22 protein-coding genes are annotated in these 18,765 nt (G+C 74.5%); 9 read left to right on the top strand and 13 right to left on the bottom strand.

Features of this window, described 5'->3' with window-relative positions:
• The first annotated feature begins 161 nt into the window (after window positions 1–161).
• Together ACIRD3_RS29905 and ACIRD3_RS29910 are read left to right on the top strand one after the other, a co-directional pair.
• A complete protein-coding gene (locus ACIRD3_RS29905) occupies window positions 162–815 on the top strand; it encodes a MarR family winged helix-turn-helix transcriptional regulator (RefSeq protein WP_402222850.1) in 654 nt (217 codons plus the stop codon).
• 116 nt (window positions 816–931) lie between these two features.
• Window positions 932–1,375 carry a hypothetical protein gene (locus ACIRD3_RS29910; protein WP_402223016.1) on the top strand — a complete coding sequence of 148 codons (444 nt, stop codon included), beginning with the start codon at window positions 932–934 and terminating at the stop codon, window positions 1,373–1,375.
• 103 nt (window positions 1,376–1,478) lie between these two features.
• On the opposite strand, the gene ACIRD3_RS29915 is transcribed toward ACIRD3_RS29910, so the two are convergent.
• Together ACIRD3_RS29915 and ACIRD3_RS29920 are read right to left on the bottom strand one after the other, a co-directional pair.
• Entirely contained in the window at window positions 1,479–2,510 is a 1,032-nt protein-coding gene (locus ACIRD3_RS29915) for a medium chain dehydrogenase/reductase family protein (RefSeq protein WP_402222852.1), read from the bottom strand.
• A 182-nt stretch (window positions 2,511–2,692) separates the two neighbouring features.
• Window positions 2,693–3,241 carry a carbonic anhydrase gene (locus tag ACIRD3_RS29920; protein ID WP_402222854.1) on the bottom strand — a complete coding sequence of 183 codons (549 nt, stop codon included), beginning with the start codon at window positions 3,239–3,241 and terminating at the stop codon, window positions 2,693–2,695.
• 65 nt (window positions 3,242–3,306) lie between these two features.
• On the opposite strand from ACIRD3_RS29920, the gene ACIRD3_RS29925 reads away from it, so the two are divergent.
• Window positions 3,307–3,777: a MarR family winged helix-turn-helix transcriptional regulator gene (locus ACIRD3_RS29925; protein WP_402222856.1), complete on the top strand. Its 471-nt coding sequence runs from the start codon at window positions 3,307–3,309 to the stop codon at window positions 3,775–3,777.
• Window positions 3,778–3,917: 140 nt separating this feature from the next.
• Window positions 3,918–5,315, top strand: a complete 1,398-nt coding sequence (locus tag ACIRD3_RS29930) for a M14 family metallopeptidase (RefSeq protein ID WP_402222857.1) — start codon at window positions 3,918–3,920, stop codon at window positions 5,313–5,315.
• A 197-nt stretch (window positions 5,316–5,512) separates the two neighbouring features.
• Here ACIRD3_RS29930 and ACIRD3_RS29935 read toward each other — a convergent pair whose 3' ends face one another.
• From ACIRD3_RS29935 to ACIRD3_RS29975, 9 genes are all read right to left on the bottom strand, one after another.
• Entirely contained in the window at window positions 5,513–7,408 is a 1,896-nt protein-coding gene (locus tag ACIRD3_RS29935; RefSeq protein ID WP_402222859.1) for a complex I subunit 5 family protein, read from the bottom strand.
• The gene (locus tag ACIRD3_RS29940; RefSeq protein WP_402222861.1) at window positions 7,405–7,749 is read right to left on the bottom strand and encodes a sodium:proton antiporter; all 345 of its coding nucleotides are present in this window, start codon (window positions 7,747–7,749) and stop codon (window positions 7,405–7,407) included. The genes ACIRD3_RS29935 and ACIRD3_RS29940 overlap by 4 nt, the downstream gene beginning before the upstream one ends.
• Window positions 7,746–8,486: an MnhB domain-containing protein gene (locus ACIRD3_RS29945; RefSeq protein ID WP_402222863.1), complete on the bottom strand. Its 741-nt coding sequence runs from the start codon at window positions 8,484–8,486 to the stop codon at window positions 7,746–7,748. Before ACIRD3_RS29945 ends, ACIRD3_RS29940 begins: the two co-directional genes overlap by 4 nt.
• The gene (locus tag ACIRD3_RS29950; RefSeq protein ID WP_402222865.1) at window positions 8,483–8,752 is read right to left on the bottom strand and encodes a Na(+)/H(+) antiporter subunit B; all 270 of its coding nucleotides are present in this window, start codon (window positions 8,750–8,752) and stop codon (window positions 8,483–8,485) included. Before ACIRD3_RS29950 ends, ACIRD3_RS29945 begins: the two co-directional genes overlap by 4 nt.
• Complete coding sequence (locus ACIRD3_RS29955) at window positions 8,749–9,042, bottom strand: monovalent cation/H(+) antiporter subunit G (protein WP_402222867.1); 294 nt, start codon at window positions 9,040–9,042, stop codon at window positions 8,749–8,751. The genes ACIRD3_RS29950 and ACIRD3_RS29955 overlap by 4 nt, the downstream gene beginning before the upstream one ends.
• Window positions 9,042–9,299 (bottom strand): monovalent cation/H+ antiporter complex subunit F, encoded by a 258-nt coding sequence (locus ACIRD3_RS29960; protein ID WP_402222869.1) that lies wholly within the window; start codon window positions 9,297–9,299, stop codon window positions 9,042–9,044. The genes ACIRD3_RS29955 and ACIRD3_RS29960 overlap by 1 nt, the downstream gene beginning before the upstream one ends.
• On the bottom strand, window positions 9,296–9,763 hold the full coding sequence (locus tag ACIRD3_RS29965; protein WP_402222871.1) for a hypothetical protein: 468 nt from the start codon (window positions 9,761–9,763) through the stop codon (window positions 9,296–9,298). Before ACIRD3_RS29965 ends, ACIRD3_RS29960 begins: the two co-directional genes overlap by 4 nt.
• Window positions 9,764–10,053: 290 nt before the next feature.
• Window positions 10,054–10,227 carry a hypothetical protein gene (locus ACIRD3_RS29970; RefSeq protein WP_402222873.1) on the bottom strand — a complete coding sequence of 58 codons (174 nt, stop codon included), beginning with the start codon at window positions 10,225–10,227 and terminating at the stop codon, window positions 10,054–10,056.
• Between the two features lie 92 nt (window positions 10,228–10,319).
• Entirely contained in the window at window positions 10,320–10,493 is a 174-nt protein-coding gene (locus tag ACIRD3_RS29975) for a CsbD family protein (RefSeq protein WP_402222875.1), read from the bottom strand.
• A gap of 365 nt (window positions 10,494–10,858) precedes the next feature.
• On the opposite strand from ACIRD3_RS29975, the gene ACIRD3_RS29980 reads away from it, so the two are divergent.
• On the top strand, window positions 10,859–11,503 hold the full coding sequence (locus tag ACIRD3_RS29980) for a TetR/AcrR family transcriptional regulator (protein WP_402222877.1): 645 nt from the start codon (window positions 10,859–10,861) through the stop codon (window positions 11,501–11,503).
• Window positions 11,504–11,559: 56 nt separating this feature from the next.
• On the opposite strand, the gene ACIRD3_RS29985 is transcribed toward ACIRD3_RS29980, so the two are convergent.
• Together ACIRD3_RS29985 and ACIRD3_RS29990 are read right to left on the bottom strand one after the other, a co-directional pair.
• Window positions 11,560–12,579 carry an SDR family oxidoreductase gene (locus tag ACIRD3_RS29985; RefSeq protein ID WP_402222879.1) on the bottom strand — a complete coding sequence of 340 codons (1,020 nt, stop codon included), beginning with the start codon at window positions 12,577–12,579 and terminating at the stop codon, window positions 11,560–11,562.
• A gap of 72 nt (window positions 12,580–12,651) precedes the next feature.
• Complete coding sequence (locus ACIRD3_RS29990; RefSeq protein ID WP_402222881.1) at window positions 12,652–12,831, bottom strand: hypothetical protein; 180 nt, start codon at window positions 12,829–12,831, stop codon at window positions 12,652–12,654.
• A 181-nt stretch (window positions 12,832–13,012) separates the two neighbouring features.
• Here ACIRD3_RS29990 and ACIRD3_RS29995 point away from each other — a divergent pair, with 181 nt between their 5' ends.
• Genes ACIRD3_RS29995 through ACIRD3_RS30010 form a run of 4 tightly spaced genes read left to right on the top strand, consistent with a single transcriptional unit; the run spans window position 13,013 to window position 18,692 of the window.
• Window positions 13,013–14,818, top strand: coding sequence for a thiamine pyrophosphate-requiring protein (locus ACIRD3_RS29995; protein ID WP_402222883.1), 1,806 nt, complete (start codon window positions 13,013–13,015; stop codon window positions 14,816–14,818).
• The gene (locus ACIRD3_RS30000; RefSeq protein ID WP_402222885.1) at window positions 14,805–15,263 is read left to right on the top strand and encodes a hypothetical protein; all 459 of its coding nucleotides are present in this window, start codon (window positions 14,805–14,807) and stop codon (window positions 15,261–15,263) included. Before ACIRD3_RS29995 ends, ACIRD3_RS30000 begins: the two co-directional genes overlap by 14 nt.
• On the top strand, window positions 15,256–17,601 hold the full coding sequence (locus tag ACIRD3_RS30005) for a GMC family oxidoreductase (RefSeq protein ID WP_402222887.1): 2,346 nt from the start codon (window positions 15,256–15,258) through the stop codon (window positions 17,599–17,601). Before ACIRD3_RS30000 ends, ACIRD3_RS30005 begins: the two co-directional genes overlap by 8 nt.
• Window positions 17,598–18,692 carry an enolase C-terminal domain-like protein gene (locus ACIRD3_RS30010; RefSeq protein WP_402222889.1) on the top strand — a complete coding sequence of 365 codons (1,095 nt, stop codon included), beginning with the start codon at window positions 17,598–17,600 and terminating at the stop codon, window positions 18,690–18,692. The genes ACIRD3_RS30005 and ACIRD3_RS30010 overlap by 4 nt, the downstream gene beginning before the upstream one ends.
• Window positions 18,693–18,765 lie beyond the last annotated feature (73 nt).

Here is an 18,765-nt window from a genome sequence, read left to right on the forward strand (position 1 = left end):
TTCCGGACCATTTACATGCCCTAAGCAACTAACTCACCGTCACGCTAGCTGGCGGTCCGTGGTGATGAAAGGGCTCACCGGGTGGCGGTGGAAACTGTCCGAAAACCGGTCGCGCGTCCGCACCGCCACCACGCCCCGTACCGGATCGCTACAGTTCCTCCATGCCGGACGCCCCCGACCATCGGACCGCCACCACCGACCTGGAGGCCGTACTGGCCTCGCTGGCCTACCTGTTGACCCGCTCCCAGGAACACGAACGCCAGGCCGCCCGGGCGGGCATCACGGCGGCCCGCTCGGACGTCTACCTGCTACGCGCGCTCGCCGAGGCCGAGGGCGCCAGCCGGGTCGGCGACCTGGCCGCCCGCCTGATGGTGAAGCCCTCCCACGTCACCCGGCAGATCGACCGGCTGCAGGGCCAGCGCCTGGTGGAGCGCACCCCGGACGTCGCCGACCGGCGGGCCCGCCAGATCGAACTGACCGCCGAGGGGCGGGCGATGCTCGACCGCCTGAAACGGGCCAACATCACCGGGCTCGCCGACGCGCTGCAGGGCATCCCGGAGGCGGACGTCGCCGCCACCGTCGCCGTGCTGCGCCACCTGATCGAGCGCTACGTCCACCGGGTCCGGACCGGGGAGCTGTCCGCGGGCGGCGATCCCGCGGGCGGCGTTCCCGGGGGCGGCCCGGCCGGGGGCGGCGTTCCGGAGGACGGCCCGGGCGGGGACGGTGTTCCCGAGGGCGGCCCGGCCGGGGAAACCGGAACGAACGGTGCCACCCACCCGGATCCGGCCAAAACGCCCATCGTTACCGGCCAGTGACGATCCGTCCACAACCGATCGGTGCGGCGGGGCCGTCCGTACGGGTGGCAGGGCCCGAAGCGCGGCATCCGCCTTCGGGTCGAAGCATCACCACCCTCGAAAGGGGTGCACCCGTGATCCTCTCCAAGCGGAACTCCCTGCGCCTGGCCGCCGTGACCACCCTCGCCGCGCTCTCGACCGGGCTGGCCGGTACCGCCCTGGCCGCCGCGCCCGTCGCCGCGCCCGCGGTCGTCGCCGAGCCCGCGCCGGCCGCCCAGTCGGCGCCGGCCGGTCAGCCCGCAGCCGCGAGCGCCGCCATCACCGCCACGCCGTCGGCCACCTCCGTCCAGGCGTGGCAGCCGTTCCGCGTCACCGGCACCACCACCGGCCTCGCGGCGGGCAGCACGGTGACCCTGCAGCAGAAGCAGCACGGCGCCTGGGTCACCCTGCCCGCCTCCGTCCGGACCACCCGTACCAGCTCCTACTCGCTCGGCGTGAAGCTCGGCATCAAGGGCCCGAACGAGCTGCGCGTCATCGGCGGGGGCGCCGCCTCCCCGGTCTTCACCGTCACCGTGCGCTGAGCCCGGACCCCACGTCCTGAGGGTCGCTGACGAAGGCCCCACCGGTGGCGGTGGGGCCGTCGCGCTGTCCTCGCCGCCCGGGCGGGCGGCCCTGCGGCGGGGCTCAGGCCGTCAGCACGACCTTGCCCGTGACGGTGCCCGACTCCGCCAGGCGCAGGGCCTCGGCAGCACTGGTGAGCGGCAGTTCGGCGGCGATGCGGGCGGTGACCTCGCCGCGGTCGACGGCGGCGAGCACCTCGGTGAGATCGCTCCGCAGCTGCGCCCGGAAGCGGTCCTTGGCGAGCGCGCGGCCGGCCCAGATGTTGTAGAAGTACGCGTGCTTGCCGTTGGGCAGGGTGTTCCACAGCGAGGTGCGGGCGAGGATCTTGAGGACCGGCCACTGCTTGGACCCGGTGTCGTCGCGGGTGGAGGCGCTGCCGTAGGCGACGAGGGTGCCGCCGGGTGCGAGCAGCTGCCAGGAGTCGATGACGCTGCGGCCGCCGACGTGGTCGAAGACCGCGTCCACGCCGCCCGGCGCCAGCTCCCGGACCAGCGCGGGGACCTCTCCCGCCCGGTAGTCGACGGGGGTGACGCCCAGTTCCCGCAGCGCCTCGTGGTGCCGGGCGGAGGCCGTGCCGATCACCCGCACCCCGGCGGCCCGGGCGAGCTGGGCCAGGACGGACCCCACCCCGCCGCTCGCGCCGTGCACCAGGACGGTCTGCCCGGAGCGCACCCGCGCCTTGCGGTGCAGCATCTGCCAGGCGGTGATGCCGTTGACGACGACGGTCTCGGCCTGCGCCGCGGTGAGGCCCTCGGGGACGTCGACCGCGTCCGCGGCGTCGACGACCACGTGGCTGGCCCAGCCGCCGACCTTCACCAGGGCGGCCACCCGCCGCCCGGCCAGCGCCGGGTCGACGCCCGGCCCGGTCGACAGGACCCGGCCCACCAGGTCGTAGCCGGGCACGAAGGGGAACGGCGGCTGGTCGTAGTACCGGCCCCGGCGCATCTGCTGCTCGGCGAAGGAGACGCCGGTGGCCTCCATGGCGATCAGGAGCTGTCCCGGGCCGGGCTGCGGCACCGACGCGTAGCGGATCTGCAGACCCTCCGGGTCCACGACACCCGGCAGGACGACCTCGACAAGGCGCTCGCTGGTCACGGCCGCCTCCTTTCGTAGAAGCTGTTGTGTTCGTTATAAGTTCTAACGCACGGCGGGCGCGAGAGTCAACAGCAATCGTGAGACCTTCTAACTAGATGGGTGTGCGGGCCACGACACACCGATGCCGGCCGCGCCCCGGGCGGGCGCGGCCGGCATCGGCGAGCGGCGGTGGCTCGGATCGGTCAGATGGCGGACCGGGCCGGATCGGCTGCGTTCACGACCGTCTCCACGAGCCCCGTTTCGAGCCGGAGCACATGGCCGGACACCGAGCCGAGGCCGTCCGCGGACAGCAGGGGGTGCCCGAGCAGCTTCGCGACGTCCATGCGCACGGTCTCGGTCGGATCGGTCACGGCCCTCGCTGCGAGTTCGCGGTCGGAGAGCCCGGTGCGGTCGGCGAAGTCGTGGCGGAACGCGGGCTCGGACAGCATGCCGGTGCCGCACTGGGTGTGGTGGACGACGGCGACGTCGATCCGCAGTCCGAAGCGTGCGGCCAGGTAGGCGATGTCCTCCGCCACCCGGTCGTCGACGCGGCCCCCCGCGTTGCGCAGCACTCCCGCCTCGCCGGTCCTGAGGCCGAGGAATCCGGCCGGCTCGACCCGCGGATCGAGACAGGTCAGGACGACGAGGATCCGCTCGGGCAGCTGCTCCCGGCTCGACATGGCCAGTCGCGCGGGATCCACGGCCGCGGCGAACTCGCGGTTGCGGTGGAGCAGTTCGGTGAGCTGTGACATGGGCCCCTCCATTTGTTGTATATGCAACACATGCTGCCGGGGTACTCTACCGACCGGAGGTGTAGATGCAACAGGAGAGTGCGGACGAGTCGCGCCGCAAGGCCGTGCTGATGTCGCAGGAGTGTCTGGGTCGGCGGATCGCGCGCTTGCAGCGCCTGGTCGGTCGACGGGTCGACGCGGAGCTGCGCCGGTACGGGCTGACGCTCCCGCAGGTCGAGGTGCTCTCCGAGCTGGCATCGGTCGGCGGCCCGGCGCGCCCCTCGGACATCGCCGGTTGGCTCGGCATCGAGCGGTCGACCGTCAGCCGCAACCTCGAACTCCTGGTGCAGCGCGGCTTCGTGGAGGTGGCCGCGACCTCGTCGACCGGGCGGACCACCCGGGTCGCCGTCACCGAGGCCGGGCACCGGGCGCTCGCCGAGGCCGAGCCGGCCTGGCGTCGCGGCCAGGCATGGATCGGCGAGGCGATCGGCGCGGACGCCCGCGAGACCCTCGACCGCTGGATCGCCGCACTGGACCCCGACCATCCGGCCCGCTGAGGCGCTCGTCCGGCGGGGCTCCGGCGGCCCGGGCCTTTCCAACGTCTTGACGAACCCATGACATTGACGGACCATCATGCTGGCGCGCGCCTCACCTCCTCCACCGTTCCGCCCCCACGGACCCCCACAGGAGGACAGTCATGCGACTGCCCCGCCGAGGGAAGCCCGCCGCGGCCACCGCCGTCCTGCTGGCCCTCGCCCTCGCCACCCCGATCACCGCCCGGGCCGCCTCGCCCGACCGCCACCCGGCGGCCGCGTCCGGCGCGACCGACCTCACCGACTGGACCGAGTTCTCCGCCGACAGCGCCCGGCAGTACCGCCTCGACGGACCCCGCACCGTCGCCGATCGCACCGCCGTCGCCGCCACCGGCGCCTCCGTCGACGCCGTCCTGCCGGACGCGGTGGTGGTCACCGCCACCAGCGCAGAAGCCGCCCGGCTGCGGGCGCTCGGCTGGTCGCCCGTCGCGCTGCCCGGCCCCCGCTACGGCGCCGAGTCCGGCTCGGCGCCCGACGCCGAGGGCCTGGCCGGCCCGGTGTACGACTTCCCGCAGGCCGACTCCGGGTACCACAACTACGCCGAGGCGACCGCCGACATCGACGCCGTGGTCGCCGCGCACCCGGACATCATGAGCAAGCGCGTCATCGGCACCTCCTACGAGGGCCGCCCGATCGTCGCCGTGAAGATCAGCGACAACGTCGGCACCGACGAGAACGAGCCCGAGGTGCTGTTCACCGCCCACCAGCACGCCCGCGAGCACCTCACCGTCGAGATGGCGCTCTACCTGCTGCACGAGTTCGGCGACAAGTACGCCACCGACAGCCGGATCGCCAACGCCGTGAACACCCGGGAGATCTGGGTGATCCCCGACCTCAACCCGGACGGCGGCGAGTACGACATCGCCACCGGCCGCTACCGCAGCTGGCGCAAGGACCGCCAGCCGAACCCCGGCAGCAACAGCGTCGGCACCGACCTCAACCGCAACTGGAACTACAAGTGGGGCTGCTGCGGCGGATCCTCCGGCTCCACCTCCAACGAGACCTACCGCGGCAGTGCCCCGGAGTCGGCCAAGGAGACCAAGGTGGTCGCCGACTTCGTCCGCAGCCGGATCGTCGGCGGCAAGCAGCAGATCACCGCGGCCATCGACTTCCACACCTACAGTCAGCTGGTGCTCTGGCCGTTCGGCTGGACCACCGCCGAGACCGTCCCCGGCATGACCGCGGACGAGTACGACACCTTCGCCACCCTCGGCCGCTCGATGGCCGCCACCAACGGCTACACGCCCGAGCAGTCCAGCGAGCTCTACATCACCGACGGCGCGATCGACGACTGGCTGTGGGGCTCGCAGCGGGTCTTCGCCTACACCTTCGAGATGTACCCCGGCCCGAGCGGCAGCGGCGGCGGCTTCTATCCGCCCGACGAGGTGATCGGACGCGAGACCAGCCGCAACCGCGAGGCGGTGCTGCGCCTGGTGGAGACGGCCGACTGCGTCTACCGCGCGATCGGCAAGCAGCAGCAGTACTGCGGCATCCCGGCCTGACCGGGAGCCGCGCAGCGGAAACCGCGTACTGAGGTCCGCGCACTGAGGTCCGCGCACTGAGGTCCGCGCACTGAGGTCCGCGCACTGAGGTCCGCGCACTGAGGTTCGCGCACCGCGATCCGCGCACCGCGATCCGCCGGGCCCCGAACCCGGCGGATCGCCGCGCACCGACCATCGGTGAACTGCCCGGCCAAGCCTCACAGTTGGGCCGAGAGCGCGACGACCAGCGCCGCCAGCCCGACGGTCAGCCACGCCACGTAGTCCCCGAGCAGGCCGGAGTGCAGGCGGCGCAGCGGCAGGACGAGCGCCCGGTGGAGCCCGCCGGTGCCCCGCCTCGGGTCCCGGTGGAGGGCCGCGGTGGCGAAGGCCACGGCCACCAGGGCGGAGAGCAGTCCGAGTCCGAGGCCGGAGGCGGTCCACCAGGCCTCGGGCACGACAGCCGTCGTGGCCGCCGTCGTGGTCGCCGTCGCCGTCATCGCCGTCGCGGGTACGGTCGGCTGCCCGAGCGCGTCGGTGAGGCAGCCGGCCCGGTCGGTGAAGGCGGCCGCGCCCGCCGCCAGGGCCCGGCCGACGCCGGGGAGCACGCCGACGGCCAGGCAGCCCGCCAGCAGCAGCCCGGGCACCAGCACCATCGGCGGCGGCAGGCGCCGGCCCGGTGCGCGGACCTCGGGTTCCTCGCCCTCGCCGGTGGTGTCTGCCACCTCGGGGTGTTCCTTCGGCGGTGCACCGAGCCCGCCGAAGACGCGCAGGCCCGCCCGTAGCACCGCGCCGCCGGTCAGCGCCGACACCAGCACGAACACCACGGGCAGCCAGGCCAGTCGGTGCCCGGCCGCCTCCTCGGTGACGGCCTTGCCCAGCCCGGTGCCGAACGGCGGCAGCCCGGCCAGGGCCAGCGCGCCGAGGACGAACAGCAGCCCGGGCACCCGGAGTCCACGGGCCCGGCCGTGCAGTCCGTGCTCGTCCACCGAGCCGTAGCGGTCGAGCAGGACGCCGGTGAGTCCGAACAGCGCCGCCTTGGCGCCCGCGTGGCCGGCCACGTACACCGCCGCGCCGGACAGTCCGGCCGGGGTGAGCAGGGCCGTGCCGATCAGGAACAGCCCGACGTGCCCGACCGTGGAGAACGCCAGCATCCGCTTCAGGTGCCGCTGCTGCCAGCACATCACCCCTCCCACCAGCGCCGTCAGCACCCCGGCGGCCAGCAGGGTGCCGCGGACGGCGGGGTCGGGCAGGCCGCCCGGGCCGGCGAAGACCACCCGGTGGATCCGGGCCGCGCCGTAGACGCCGAGTTCGACCATCACGCCGGACAGCAGCATGCACACCGGGCTCGGCGCGACCGCGTGCGCGTCCGGCAGCCAGAAGTGGAAGGGCGTCGCGGCGGCCTTCACCAGCGGGCCGGCCAGGACCAGGACGAAGGCGAGCACCAGCAGGGCGTCCGGGCCGTGCCCGGGTACGGCGAGCCGGTCGAGTTCGGCGCCGATCTGGGCCAGGCCGAGCTCGCCGGTGCGGGCGTAGAGCAGGCCGATGCCGAGCAGTGACAGGTAGGCGGCGGTGGAGTTGACCAGGCCGAAGGCGAGCGCGCCGTGCAGCGGGCGCGGGTCCTCGATCCGGTAGCCGGTCAGCGCGTAGGCGACGGCGCCCATCAGTTCGAAGAAGACGAAGGCGTCGAACAGGTCGCCGGTGAGCGCGAATCCGCACATCCCGGCCTCGAAGAGCAGCACCAGTGCGGGGAACATCCCGCCGTGCTCGCCGGAGGGTTCGTCGAAGTACCGCCAGGCGTAGCCGAGCACCGCGAGCACCAGGACCGCCGCGAGCAGGGCCAGGCCGGTGCCGAGGCGGTCGGCGACCAGCACGATGCCCACGCCGTGCCCGCCGCGCGGGAGCCAGCCGCCGAGCCAGGAGACGGCCCGGCCGTCCGGATCGGTCCGCGCCCAGAGCAGCGCCAGGCAGCCGAGGTCGGCGGCGGCCAGGGCGGTGGCGAGCGCGTCGCGCCCGGAGCGCGGCAGCCACCGCCCGGTGACGGCCAGGAGCGCCGCGCCCAGCAGCGGGATCGCGACGGCCAGGGGCAGCAGATCGGAGGTTTCCGACGGACTCACCCGCGCAGCCCGGTCAGTTCCTCCGGGTCCACCGTGCCGTGGCGCTTGCGCAGTTGGATCACCAGGGCGAGGAGCAGCGCGGTGACGGTGGCACCGACCACGATGTCGGTGAGCGTCAGGGCCTGGACCACCGGGTCCACCACCGGAGCGTCGGTCGGCAGGTCGGAGAAGACGGGGGCGGTGGCGCCGCGGCGGTAGCCGATCGCGAGCAGCAGCACGTACGTCGAGGACTGCGCGACGGCCAGGCAGCCGACCGCCTGCACCAGGTTGCGGCTGGTCACCAGGCCGTACAACCCGGCGAGCAGGATCCAGCCGGCGACCAGGTAGGGCAGTTCGCTCATCGGCGCCCTCCGCGGGGGACGACCTCGACGGCCTGGTCCAGGAAGTGCGCGAGCAGCACCACCACCCCGGAGGCGACCTCCACCCCGACCACCGCGTTGACCACGGCCACCAGGCCGCTGGACGAGAGCTGGTTGAAGGTGCCGAGCGGCAGGGTGTTGGCGAGGTAGCCGGCCCCGGAGGCGAGGCCGACCAGACCGAGCGCGGCGAACGCCCCCGCGGCCACCGCGTCCGCGACGTCCAGAGCGGCCAGCGGGCGGATCCGCTTGAGCACCCGGTAGTCGGCGGCGACGTACGCCAGGTGCAGCGCGGTGGCGAGGGCCACCCCGCCCTGGAAGCCGCCGCCGGGGCTCAACGCGCCGTGCGCGATGAGGTACCCGCCGGTCAGCACGGTGACGGGCAGCAGGGTGGCGCCGAACAGCCGGGTGGTGGGCAGCACCGGCTCGGCGGCGGCGCGGCGCTTGCGTTCGTCCCGGGCCAGGCGCAGCAGCATGCCGGCGCCGAGCACCGAGCCGAACAGGATCGACTCCTCGCCGAGGGTGTCGAAGGCGCGCTGGTCGAAGTTGACGGAGGAGACGATGTTGGCCGTCCGCCGCTCCAGTCCGGCGGCCACCGAGCGTTCGCCGTACGGGTGCCGGGCTCCGCCGAAGCCGGGCAGCTCACCGGCGGCGGTGATCAGCCCGGCGGCGAGGACGGCGGCCGCGACCAGGAAGAGCCGCAGCCGGGTCGCGCGGCTCACTCGGAGCGGTCCGTACGGTCGTCGGAGTGCTCGTCGCGGCGCACCCGGCGGACGGTCAGCAGGATCAGCAGCGGGGTGATCGCGCTGCCGACGCCGAGTTGGGAGAGCGCGACGTCGGGGGCCTGCAGCACGGTGAAGAGCACCGCGAGGCAGAGCCCGAGCAGCGCGAGGACGGCCGCCTGCCGGACCGGGTCGCGGGTGAGGGCGGCCGCGGTGGCGGTGAGCCCGGTCAGCAGCAGGGCGATCACGATGAGGGCGTCGGTCACCGCGGTGCCTCCGACTCGGTGCGGAGGGTGGCCCGGGCGACGGCCATCGTGGTGACGGTGCCGCCGACGGCCGACAGCAGCCCGACCACCAGCAGCTTGACGGCCGCCCGCCCCGGGCCGGTGTCCACCGCGAGGGCGAGCGCGACCAGCGGCGCGCCGAGCCCGGCGGCGGGGGAGAGCGCGTGCAGCCGCAGGTACGGCCCGGGCAGCACCACCAGCGCCAGCGCGGCGAGCAGCAGGGCGGCGGTGCCCGCCCAGAGCAGGACCAGGGCGAGGACGTGGCGGTCCATCAGTGCTCCTCGCCGGCCAGGAAGCGGGTGAACACCAGCGTCCCGGCGGGAGCGAGCACGGCCAGGTCCAGCGCCAGGTCGGTGTAGGAGCTGCGGCTGAAGCCCCGGGCGAGCAGCAGCAGGACGGCGGCGGTCACGGTGGCGGCGAGGTTCAGTCCGGCCAGCCGCTGCTGCGCCGCGCCGCGCAGCCCGAGTAGCAGGCAGGGGGCGAGCCCGCCGGCGGCCAGGAGGGCTGCCGCGAGCAGCCAGACGTTCACTCGGCGCCGTCCGTCCGCGCGGGTTCGCCGTCCGTCAGCGCGTGTTCCAGGGCGGAGACCCGGCGGCCGAGGGCGTGCACGGTCAGGGTGCCGTCGGCGCTCTCCACGGCGTAGGCGCCGGGGGTCGCGGAGAGCAGCGCGGCCGCCCAGGCGGGCCCGGTGCCGGGGGCGAGCCGGACGGTCCGGAAGCCGGACTGCCGGTGCCCGGGGGAGACGACGGCGAGTGCCAGCCGACCGGTGTCGGCGAGCAGCGTCCGGGGGAAGGCCCAGAGCGCGCCGGCGAGGCGGGCCGGACCACCCGGGGTGGCCCCGGAGGCACGCCGCACGGCGATCGCGCCGAGCGCCCCGAGCAGCGCGATGCCGCCGCCCACGGCCATTTCCAACGGCGACACCGAGCTGATCAGCACGGTGTTGAGCAGCAGCAAAACGCCCCACCAGAGCAGCAGTTCGGCCGCCGTGCGCATCACGTCACCCCGTCCCGGTCGGCTGGGCAGCGCCGCGGCTGCGGCGAGCGGCCCCAGGTGTACCGCCCGGCGGGTGAGCGCGTCCCGCGCGCAACGCCGCCGCGCGCGGGATCGCCGTACGGGTCCACCCGTTCGCCGGAGCGCGGGGCCGAGTCCTCCGATCAGCGGATGTGTGCGTTCAACTGCGCCTCAGATCAGCGGATTCACCGGATGATCGGACCGTGGTGGCGGGTGGCGGGTGGCGGGTGGCGGGTGGCGGGTGCTGGGCGCCGTACCTCCCTCGGGGCGCCTCAGTCCGGCGGCTCCTCCGGCGCGGGATCGGTCGTCTCGTACTCGGGCCCGTCCTGCGGCCCCTTCTCCTCCTCGTGCTCGGGCGGCGGCGAGCCCTCGCCGGTCATCCGCGACTCGGGGGTCTCGACGCGGACCGGGGGATCCTCGGGTACGCGTTCGTGCTGGTCGGTCATGGGATCGGCCTCCTCGGCCGGGCGGCGGAAGCGGTGGGGAAGCGGTGGCGGCGCGGTGCCCGGGGGCGTCCGGGACGCCCCCGGGTGCCGGGTCAGTGCTTGCCCGCGTCCTTGATCTTCTCGCCGGCCTGCTTCAGGTCGCTCTTCACCTGCTCGCCCTTGCCCCTGATCTCGGTCGCGGGGTTTCCGGTGGCCTTGCCGGTGGCTTCCTTGGCCTTGCCGCGGGCCTTCTCCGCCATGTTGCGCATCTTGTCGTCGGTGCCCATGGTCGGCACTCCTCTCGTCTCGTCGACGGGGCGGGGCGCGCGTGGAACGCGGCACGCCCAGGGCGCGGTCCGCCCCGGACGGCGCCTGCCCGGATGGCCGGGTTCCATGCACGGGGGTGCGAAGGTCATTGGGTGCGGGCCTCGGCGGTGGCCTTCAGGTCGTGCAGCCGTGCCGGACACGGGACTCCCCTTCGCGAACGGGTCGTCGGGCCGTCGGGTACGGCGCGATCAGCCCTGAGCGAGACGCTCAATTGTTCGTGAGGAGCTCTAACTCGACAGTCGAGCGGTGGTCAAGGGGTTCCGTGATAGCTTCTCACTCAAGCGTGAACATCTAGTAGCAGCATGCTGCGGAGAGCGGGCGGACCATGGCGAAGACGGGCGCGGACACCCCGCGCGAGCGCTACCGGGCCCAGCTGCGCGAGGAGATCAAGCGGCACGCCTGGGAGCAGATCGCCACGGCGGGCGCCTCCGCGCTCTCGCTCAACGCGATCGCCAAGCAGATGGGCCTGAGCGGCCCGGCCCTCTACCGCTACTACGCCGGCCGCGACGAACTGATCACCGAACTCGTCCGGGACGCGTACCGGAGCCTCGCCGACACCCTCGCCGCGGCCGCCACCGACGGCGCCGACCTCGCCGGGCTCGCCCGCGCGCTGCGCGGCTGGGCCCTCGCGGACCCGCAACGCTACTTCCTGCTCTACGGCACGCCCGTCCCCGGCTACCACGCGCCCGAGGACACCACCGCGATCGCCGGCGAGATGATGCGCACGCTCGTCGACGCCTGCGTGCCGCTCACCGGCGACGCCCCGCGGACACCGTTCGCCGCGCACCTGGAGACCCACCGGGAGTGGGCCGCCGACCACCCCGCCCCCACCGGGGCGCTGCACCGCTTCCTGACCTTCTGGACCCGCCTGCACGGCGTCCTGTCCCTGGAACTCGCCGGCCACTTCACCGGCATGGGCTTCGATCCCGCCCTGCTCTTCGAGGCCGAGCTGGAGGACCTGCTGGTCTGACGGCCTGCCGGTGCGACTGCCTGCCGGTCCGACGGCCTGCCGGTGAGGAGGGGGCCTCACCGCCCCCGGGCGAGCGCCCCCGCGGCCGCGCCGAGCAGCGCCGCGCCGCCGGCCGCCGCGAGCAGCCCGTGGTGCTGGGAAGCCCACAACTGGGCGCTGTGCTCGCGGGATTCGGCGTCGAAGCGGCCGTGCGCGCCGCGGTCCTCATCGCTGTCCTGCGGCGCCCAGAGGTTGGGCCGGTCGTCCGCCCGGCGCGGGCGGTCCTCCTTCTGGGCGTCGATGCCGGTGCGGGCGAGGTAGCGGTCGAGCAGTCCGGGCGCCACGGCGTTGGCGATCAGGGTGGCGGCCGTGCTGGCACCCACCCAGTACTCCCGCCGCCCGGGGTGGTCGGCCGCGAACCGGACCGCGCGGGCGGCCAGTTCGGGCTGGTGGACGGGCGGGACGGGCCGGGCGCGGCCGCGCAGCCGGTTGAGCACCCAGTCGAACTGCGGGGTGTTGACGGCCGGTAGCTGCACCATGGTCACCCGTACCCCGGAGCCGCTGGCGAGCAGTTCACAGCGCAGGGCCTCGTGCCAGCCCTGGATCGCGTGCTTGGCGCCGCTGTACGCGGTCTGCAGCGGGATGCCCCGGTAGGCGATCGCCGAACCGACCTGCACGACCGTGCCGTGGTCACGCGGCAGCATCCGGCGCAGCGCGGCCCGGGTGGCGTTGACGTAGCCCAGGTAGGTGACCTCGGTGACCCGCTGGAACTCCTCCGGGGTGATCTCGGTGAAGGGCGCGAAGACCGAGACGAAAGCGTCATTGACCCAGACGTCGATCGGTCCGAACTCGGCCTCGGCGCGCTCGGCGACACCCTCGCAGGCCTCGGGGTCGGCCACGTCGGCCAGGACGGTGCGCACCTCGGCGCCGGCGGCCTGCGCCTCCGCCGAGGCGGCGCGCAGGCCGGCCAGGCCGCGGGCGACCAGCACGAGGCGGTCGCCCCGGGCGGCGAAGGCGCGGACGCAGGCCCGGCCGACACCGGCGGTCGCGCCGGTGATGACCACGGTGCGGGGGCGGGAACGCTTTCGGATCGTCATGACGGGGCGTCTAGCCGCGCGGGCCCCGCCGAAACACCGGCGCCGGGGAACCGGTGCGCGCCGACGGCCCCGTCAGCCCTGCCCGGGGTGCGGCTGCGGCAGCGGCGCCGGATCGGGGTCGGCCGGGAACGGCTCGGGCGGCGGGAACGGCGGGATCGGCGGCGGCGCCGGATCGGGGCCGCCGGGCCCCGGCGCGGGGTTCGGGTGGGGGACCGGCTGGGTGTCGGGGTCCGGGGGTGTCGGGACGGTCATCGGGCGCCTCCCTGGTCGGGGTCCTTGCCCCGCCGCGTGTACCCGGGGGCCGTGCGGCGAATCCCGGGCGGGTCCGAAGTTCCCGCCCGCCGCCCCGTTTCCCGCGCCGCGCAGCGGACAGTCGCGCTGCGGGGGGCCGTAGGCGTGAAGCACGAAGCGTGAAGCACGAAGGAGGAGCACCGTGACCCCGAAGGTTTCCGACCACATCCTGGAACGGCTGCGTGCCTGGGACGTCGAGTACGTCTTCGGCTACCCGGGCGACGGCATCAACGGACTGCTCACGGCCTGGGGCCGGGCCGACAACCACCCCGTGTTCGTCCAGGCCCGGCACGAGGAGATGGCCGCGTTCGAGGCGGTCGGCTACGCGAAGTTCTCCGGCCGCACCGGCGTGTGCGCGGCGACCTCCGGGCCCGGCGCGATCCACCTCCTGAACGGCCTGTACGACGCCAAGCTCGACCACGTCCCGGTGGTCGCGATCGTCGGGCAGACGAACCGCAGCGCGATGGGCGGCTCCTACCAGCAGGAGGTGGACCTGCTCAGCCTGTTCAAGGACGTCGCCGCCGAGTACTGCCAGATGGTGACCGTCCCCGAGCAGCTGCCCAACGTCCTGGACCGGGCGCTGCGCACCGCCGCCGCCCGCCGGACCGTCACCGCCGTCATCGTGCCCGCCGACGTCCAGGAGCTGGACTACAGCCCGCCGGAGCACGCCTTCAAGATGGTGCCCTCCAGCCTGGACAGCGCCCGCTGGACGGTGCTGCCCGAAGAGTCGGAGCTGCACCGCGCGGCCGACGTGCTCAACTCCGGCCGCAAGGTCGCCATGCTGGTCGGCCAGGGCGCCCGAGGGGCCCGCCGCCAGGTCCAGCAGGTGGCCGAGCTGCTCGGCGCGGGCGTCGCCAAGGCGCTGCTGGGCAAGGACGCGCTGCCGGACACCCTGCCCTACGTCACCGGCGCGATCGGCCTGCTCGGCACCCGCCCCTCGTACGAGCTGATGCGCGACTGCGACACCCTGCTGACCGTGGGATCCAGCTTCCCGTACACCCAGTTCCTCCCCGACTTCGGGCAGGCCAGGGGCGTGCAGATCGACCTCGACCCGTTCATGGTCGGCCTGCGCTACCCGTACGAGGTCAACCTGGTCGGCGACGCCGCCCGCACCCTGGACGCGCTGCTGCCGCTGCTGGTCCGCAAGGAGGACCGCGGCTGGCAGCGCACCGTGTGCGACAACGCCGAGCGCTGGCGCGAGGTGATGGAGCGGCGGGCCGGCGTCGAGGCGGACCCGATCAACCCCGAGTACGCGATCCACGCCCTGGACCACCTGCTGCCCGACGACGCCGTGGTCACCGCCGACTCCGGCTCCGCCGCCAACTGGTACGCCCGCCACCTGCGCTTCCGCGGCAGCATGCGCGGCTCGCTGTCCGGCACCCTGGCCACCATGGGGCCGGGCGTCCCGTACGCGATCGGCGCCAAGTTCGCCCACCCCGGGCGGCCCGCGATCGCCCTGGTCGGCGACGGCGCCATGCAGATGAACGGGCTCGCCGAGCTGATCACCGTCGCCAAGTACTGGCGGCAGTGGGAGGACCCGCGGCTGGTGGTGGCGGTGCTCAACAACCGCGACCTCAACCAGGTGACCTGGGAGATGCGGGCGATGGAGGGTGCGCCGAGCTTCCTGCCCTCCCAGCAGCTGCCCGACGTCGACTACGCGGGCTTCGCCCGGTCGCTGGGCCTCGGCGCCGAGCGCGTCGACGAGCCCGGTGCGGTGACCGACGGCTGGCAGCACGCCCTGGCCGCCGACCGGCCGTACCTGCTGGAGCTCCGCACCGACCCGGCCGTCCCGCCGATCCCGCCGCACGCCTCCTGGGACCAGATCCAGGCCGCCGCCGAGTCGGTGCTGCGCGGGGACGCCGACCGGGCGGCGATGGTCCGCCAGGGCTTCAAGGCCAAGCTGCAGGAGCTGCTGCCCTCCTTCGGAGGCCGGCATGGGCATCGTTGACCCGGCCCGGCGCGGCGTCGACCTCGCGCTGCGCAACGTGCGCACCGGCCGCTTCCAGCGCTCGCTCGCCCTGGCCACCGCCGCCGGCTCGGTGATCACCGCCGCCGAGATCTACCTGGAGCACGACCGGGCCGGCTTCGGCAACCGCGTGATGTGGTGGCCGGTCTGGCTCGGCCCGGTCGGGGCGGTCGCCGGGGTCGGCGGAGCGCTCAGCCCGCGCGCCGCGCACACCCTGCTGCCGGTCGCCTCCGCGGCGATCACCGCCAACGGGCTGCAGGGCACCTACCTGCACGTCCGCGGCATCGCCGAGAAGCCCGGCGGCTGGGCGATGGCCCGCTACAACGTCGAGATGGGCCCGCCGCTGTTCGCCCCGCTGCTGATGAGCCTGGTCGGCGGCATGGGCCTGGTCGCCGCCCTCCTGCGCCGGGAGTCCAGGGATGCCTGAGCCCCGCGAGCGCCCCGAGCCGCGCTTCCCCGGGTACGACGTGCTCGGCCAACTCCCGCACTGGGACAAGGAGACGGCCGCCGTCGTGGTCGCCCGGACGGGCGGCCCCCAGCCCCCGCTGCGCTTCTTCACGCCCGCCGAGGAGGCCACCGCCCGTGCCCTGCTCGACCAGTTGCTCGACCACCCGCAGGTGCCGCTGCTCGCCATGATCGACGCCCGGCTCGCCGAACAGCAGACCGACGGTTGGCACTACGCCGACATGCCGCCGGACGACGAGGCCTGGCGGCAGAGCCTGCACGCCCTGGACGAGGACGCCGAGGGCCCCTTCTCCGCGCTCACCGAGGCGCAGCAGCGGGCCCTGGTCGGCCGCGTCCAGGAGATGCAGGGCGCACGCTGGCACGGCCTGCCCGCCCGGCACGTGTGGAGCCTGTGGACCCGCTACACCTGCACCGCCTACTACGCGACCCCCGCCGCCTGGAACGAGATCGGCTTCGGCGGCCCCGCCCACCCGCGCGGCTACCTGCGCCTCGGCGTCGGCCTGCGCGAGCCCTGGGAGGTCGCCGACGCCCACTCCCGGCCGCCCCGCCCGCCCGACCACGAGCCGCCCCGCCCGGTGCCGCCCGCCACCGACCCGGGCCGGCACTCCCGGCTGCGCGCCGCCGCCGAGACGGTACGGGCCAACGCCGCCGCCCAACGCGAGGTCCGCCGCACCAACGCCTCCGCCTGGCTGCTGCCCCGCGACGGCCACGGCTTCGACCACACCCTGATCCGCGACATGCGGCGGTACGAGGACTCCGACGAGGTCGACCTGCTGATCGTCGGCTGCGGCGCGGGCGGCGCCACCCTCGCCCAGCGGACGGCCCGCCGCGGCTGGAGGGTGGTCGTCCTGGAGGCCGGGCCGTTCTGGGACCCGCTCGCCGACTGGGTCAGCGACGAAGCCGGCTCCCACCACCTGTACTGGACCGAGCCGCGCCTCGTCTCCGGCACCGACCCGGTGCCGCTCGGTTCCAACAACTCCGGCCGGGGCGTGGGCGGTTCGATGGTCCACTTCGCCGGCTACGCGCCGCGCTTCCACCCCTCCGACTTCCGCACCCACACCCTGGACGGCGTCGGCGCCGACTGGCCGATCGACTACGCCGACCTGCGCGACTCCTACCGCCGCCTGGAGTACGAACTGCCCGTCGCCGGCCAGTACTGGCCCTGGGGCGAGCCGCACCCCTACCCGCACCCGCCGCACCCCGTCGGCGGCAACGGCGAGATCTTCCTGCGCGGCGCCGCCGCCCTCGGGGTGCAGGCCCGGGTCGGCCCGGTCGCCATCACCAACGGCCGCTTCGGGCGCCGCCCGCACTGCGTCTACCGGGGCTTCTGCCTCCAGGGCTGCAAGGTCAACGCCAAGGCCTCCCCGCTGATCACCCACGTGCCCGACGCCCTCGCGCACGGCGCCGAGATCCGCGCCGACTGCATGGCCTCCGCCGTCGAACTCGACCACGAGGGCTTCGCCCGCGGCGTCCGCTACTTCCACCACGGCCGCGAACACCTCCAGCGCGCCCGTACCGTCGCGATCGCCGGGTACGCCATCGAGACCCCGCGGCTGCTGCTCAACTCCGCCTGCCGCCGCTTCCCCGAAGGCCTGTGCAACGACCACGACCTGGTCGGCCGCTACGTCATGGTGCAGGGCGCGCCGCAGACCTCCGGCCGCTTCGAGGAGGAGATCCGCGCCTACAAGGCCCCGCCGCCCGAGGTCTCCACCGAGCAGTACTACGAGACCGACCCCGCCAAGCCCTACCGGCGCGGCTTCACCATCCAGAACATCTCGCCGCTGCCCATCACCTGGGCCGAGCACGTCATCGCCCAGGGCCACTGGGGCGCCGACCTGCGCCGCTACCTCTCCGACTACGTGCACTGGGCCACCCTCGGCGCCATGGCGGAACTGCTGCCCCAGGCCGACAACCGGGTCACGCTGGCCGCGGAGACCGACCGGCGCGGCCTGCCCGTCGCCGAGTTCTCCTTCTCCCAGTGCGAGAACGACCGGATGCTGATCCGCGCCGCCCGGGAGGTCATGGAGTCCCTGCTGCGCGCCGCCGGGGCGAGCGAGGTCATCACCATCGACCGCTACGCCCACCTGGTCGGCGGCTGCCGGATGGGCGCCGACCACCTGAGCGGGGTGGTCGACCACCGGCTGCGCGCCTTCGCCGTGCCCAACCTGCTGATCACCGACGGCAGCGTGCTCCCCACCCAGGGCAGCGCCAACCCGGCGCTCACCATCATGGCCCTGGTCGACCGCGCCGCCGGCCTGCTGACGGCCGGCGCGCGCTCCGGACTGAGGTCACCGCCGTGAGCGAGGTCGAGCGGCTCGGCGTCCGCGTCTTCACCGTCCCCACCGACGCCCCGGAGGCGGACGGCACCCTCGCCTGGGACCACACCACCCTGGTCCTCGCCGAGGCCGTCAGCGGCCCGCACACCGGCCTCGGCTGGACGTACGGCGCGCCCGCCACCGCCGCCGTGATCACCGAGGAGCTCGCCCCGCTGGTCGCCGGCCGGGACGGGCACGACACCGGCGGCGCGTACGGGGCGATGAACCGGGCGGTGCGCAACACCGGCCGCCCCGGCCTGGTCGCGGGCGCCGTCTCGGCCGTCGACCTCGCCCTGTGGGACCTGCGCGGACACCTGCTGGGCCTGCCGCTCGCCCGGCTGCTCGGCGGCGCCGCCCGCCCGGTCGCGGTGTACGGCAGCGGCGGCTTCACCACCTACTCGGCGGACCGGCAGCGACGCCAACTCCTCGGCTGGACCGAGGAACTGGGCATCCCCCGGGTCAAGATCAAGATCGGCGAGTCCTGGGGCACCCGCGAACGGCGCGACCTCGAACGGGTCCGCGCCGCCCGGACCGCCGTCGGCGACGACGTGGAGCTGTACACCGACGCCAACGGCGGCTACCGGCGCAAGCAGGCCGTCCGGATCGGCGCCGCGCTCGCCGACCAGGGCGTCACCTGGTTCGAGGAGCCCGTCTCCTCCGACGACCTCACCGGCCTGCGCGCCGTCCGCGACGCCGTCCCGCCCGACGTCACGGCCGGGGAGTACGGCTACGACCTCGCCTACTTCGCCCGGATGGTCCCCGTCGTCGACTGCCTCCAGGCCGACGCCACCCGCTGCGGCGGCCTCACCGGCTGGCTGCGCACCGCCGCCCTCGCCGAGGCGCACGGCCTGGACGTCTCCGCGCACTGCGCGCCCCACCTGCACGCCCACGCGGCGGCGGCCGTCCCCAACTGCCGCCACCTGGAGTGGTTCCACGACCACGTCCGGATCGAGCGGCTGCTCTTCGACGGGACGCTCGACCCCTCCGGCGGAAGCGTCACCCCCGGCGCCGACGGCGCGCCCGGCCACGGCCTGCGCCTGGCGCCCGACCGGGCCGAGGGCTACCGCGTCGCCTGAGCTGCGCTCATGAGCTGTGCTCATGAGCGGACCCCATGAGCCGAGTTCATGAGCGGACCCCATGAGCCGAGTT

Origin of the sequence: Kitasatospora sp. NPDC093550 (assembly GCF_044764985.1) — a bacterium.
Classification (GTDB): Bacteria; Actinomycetota; Actinomycetes; order Streptomycetales; family Streptomycetaceae; genus Kitasatospora.

Coding starts and splice junctions, on each gene's coding strand:
- ACIRD3_RS29905 (WP_402222850.1), top strand. CDS start 162: ATGCCGGACGCCCCCGACCATCGGACCGCCACCACCGACCTGGAGGCC.
- ACIRD3_RS29920 (WP_402222854.1), bottom strand. CDS start 3,241: ATGTCACAGCTCACCGAACTGCTCCACCGCAACCGCGAGTTCGCCGCG.
- ACIRD3_RS29925 (WP_402222856.1), top strand. CDS start 3,307: ATGCAACAGGAGAGTGCGGACGAGTCGCGCCGCAAGGCCGTGCTGATG.
- ACIRD3_RS29930 (WP_402222857.1), top strand. CDS start 3,918: ATGCGACTGCCCCGCCGAGGGAAGCCCGCCGCGGCCACCGCCGTCCTG.
- ACIRD3_RS29940 (WP_402222861.1), bottom strand. CDS start 7,749: ATGAGCGAACTGCCCTACCTGGTCGCCGGCTGGATCCTGCTCGCCGGG.
- ACIRD3_RS29955 (WP_402222867.1), bottom strand. CDS start 9,042: ATGGACCGCCACGTCCTCGCCCTGGTCCTGCTCTGGGCGGGCACCGCC.
- ACIRD3_RS29965 (WP_402222871.1), bottom strand. CDS start 9,763: ATGCGCACGGCGGCCGAACTGCTGCTCTGGTGGGGCGTTTTGCTGCTG.
- ACIRD3_RS29970 (WP_402222873.1), bottom strand. CDS start 10,227: ATGACCGACCAGCACGAACGCGTACCCGAGGATCCCCCGGTCCGCGTC.
- ACIRD3_RS29975 (WP_402222875.1), bottom strand. CDS start 10,493: ATGGGCACCGACGACAAGATGCGCAACATGGCGGAGAAGGCCCGCGGC.
- ACIRD3_RS29980 (WP_402222877.1), top strand. CDS start 10,859: ATGGCGAAGACGGGCGCGGACACCCCGCGCGAGCGCTACCGGGCCCAG.
- ACIRD3_RS29985 (WP_402222879.1), bottom strand. CDS start 12,579: ATGACGATCCGAAAGCGTTCCCGCCCCCGCACCGTGGTCATCACCGGC.
- ACIRD3_RS29990 (WP_402222881.1), bottom strand. CDS start 12,831: ATGACCGTCCCGACACCCCCGGACCCCGACACCCAGCCGGTCCCCCAC.
- ACIRD3_RS30000 (WP_402222885.1), top strand. CDS start 14,805: ATGGGCATCGTTGACCCGGCCCGGCGCGGCGTCGACCTCGCGCTGCGC.
- ACIRD3_RS30005 (WP_402222887.1), top strand. CDS start 15,256: ATGCCTGAGCCCCGCGAGCGCCCCGAGCCGCGCTTCCCCGGGTACGAC.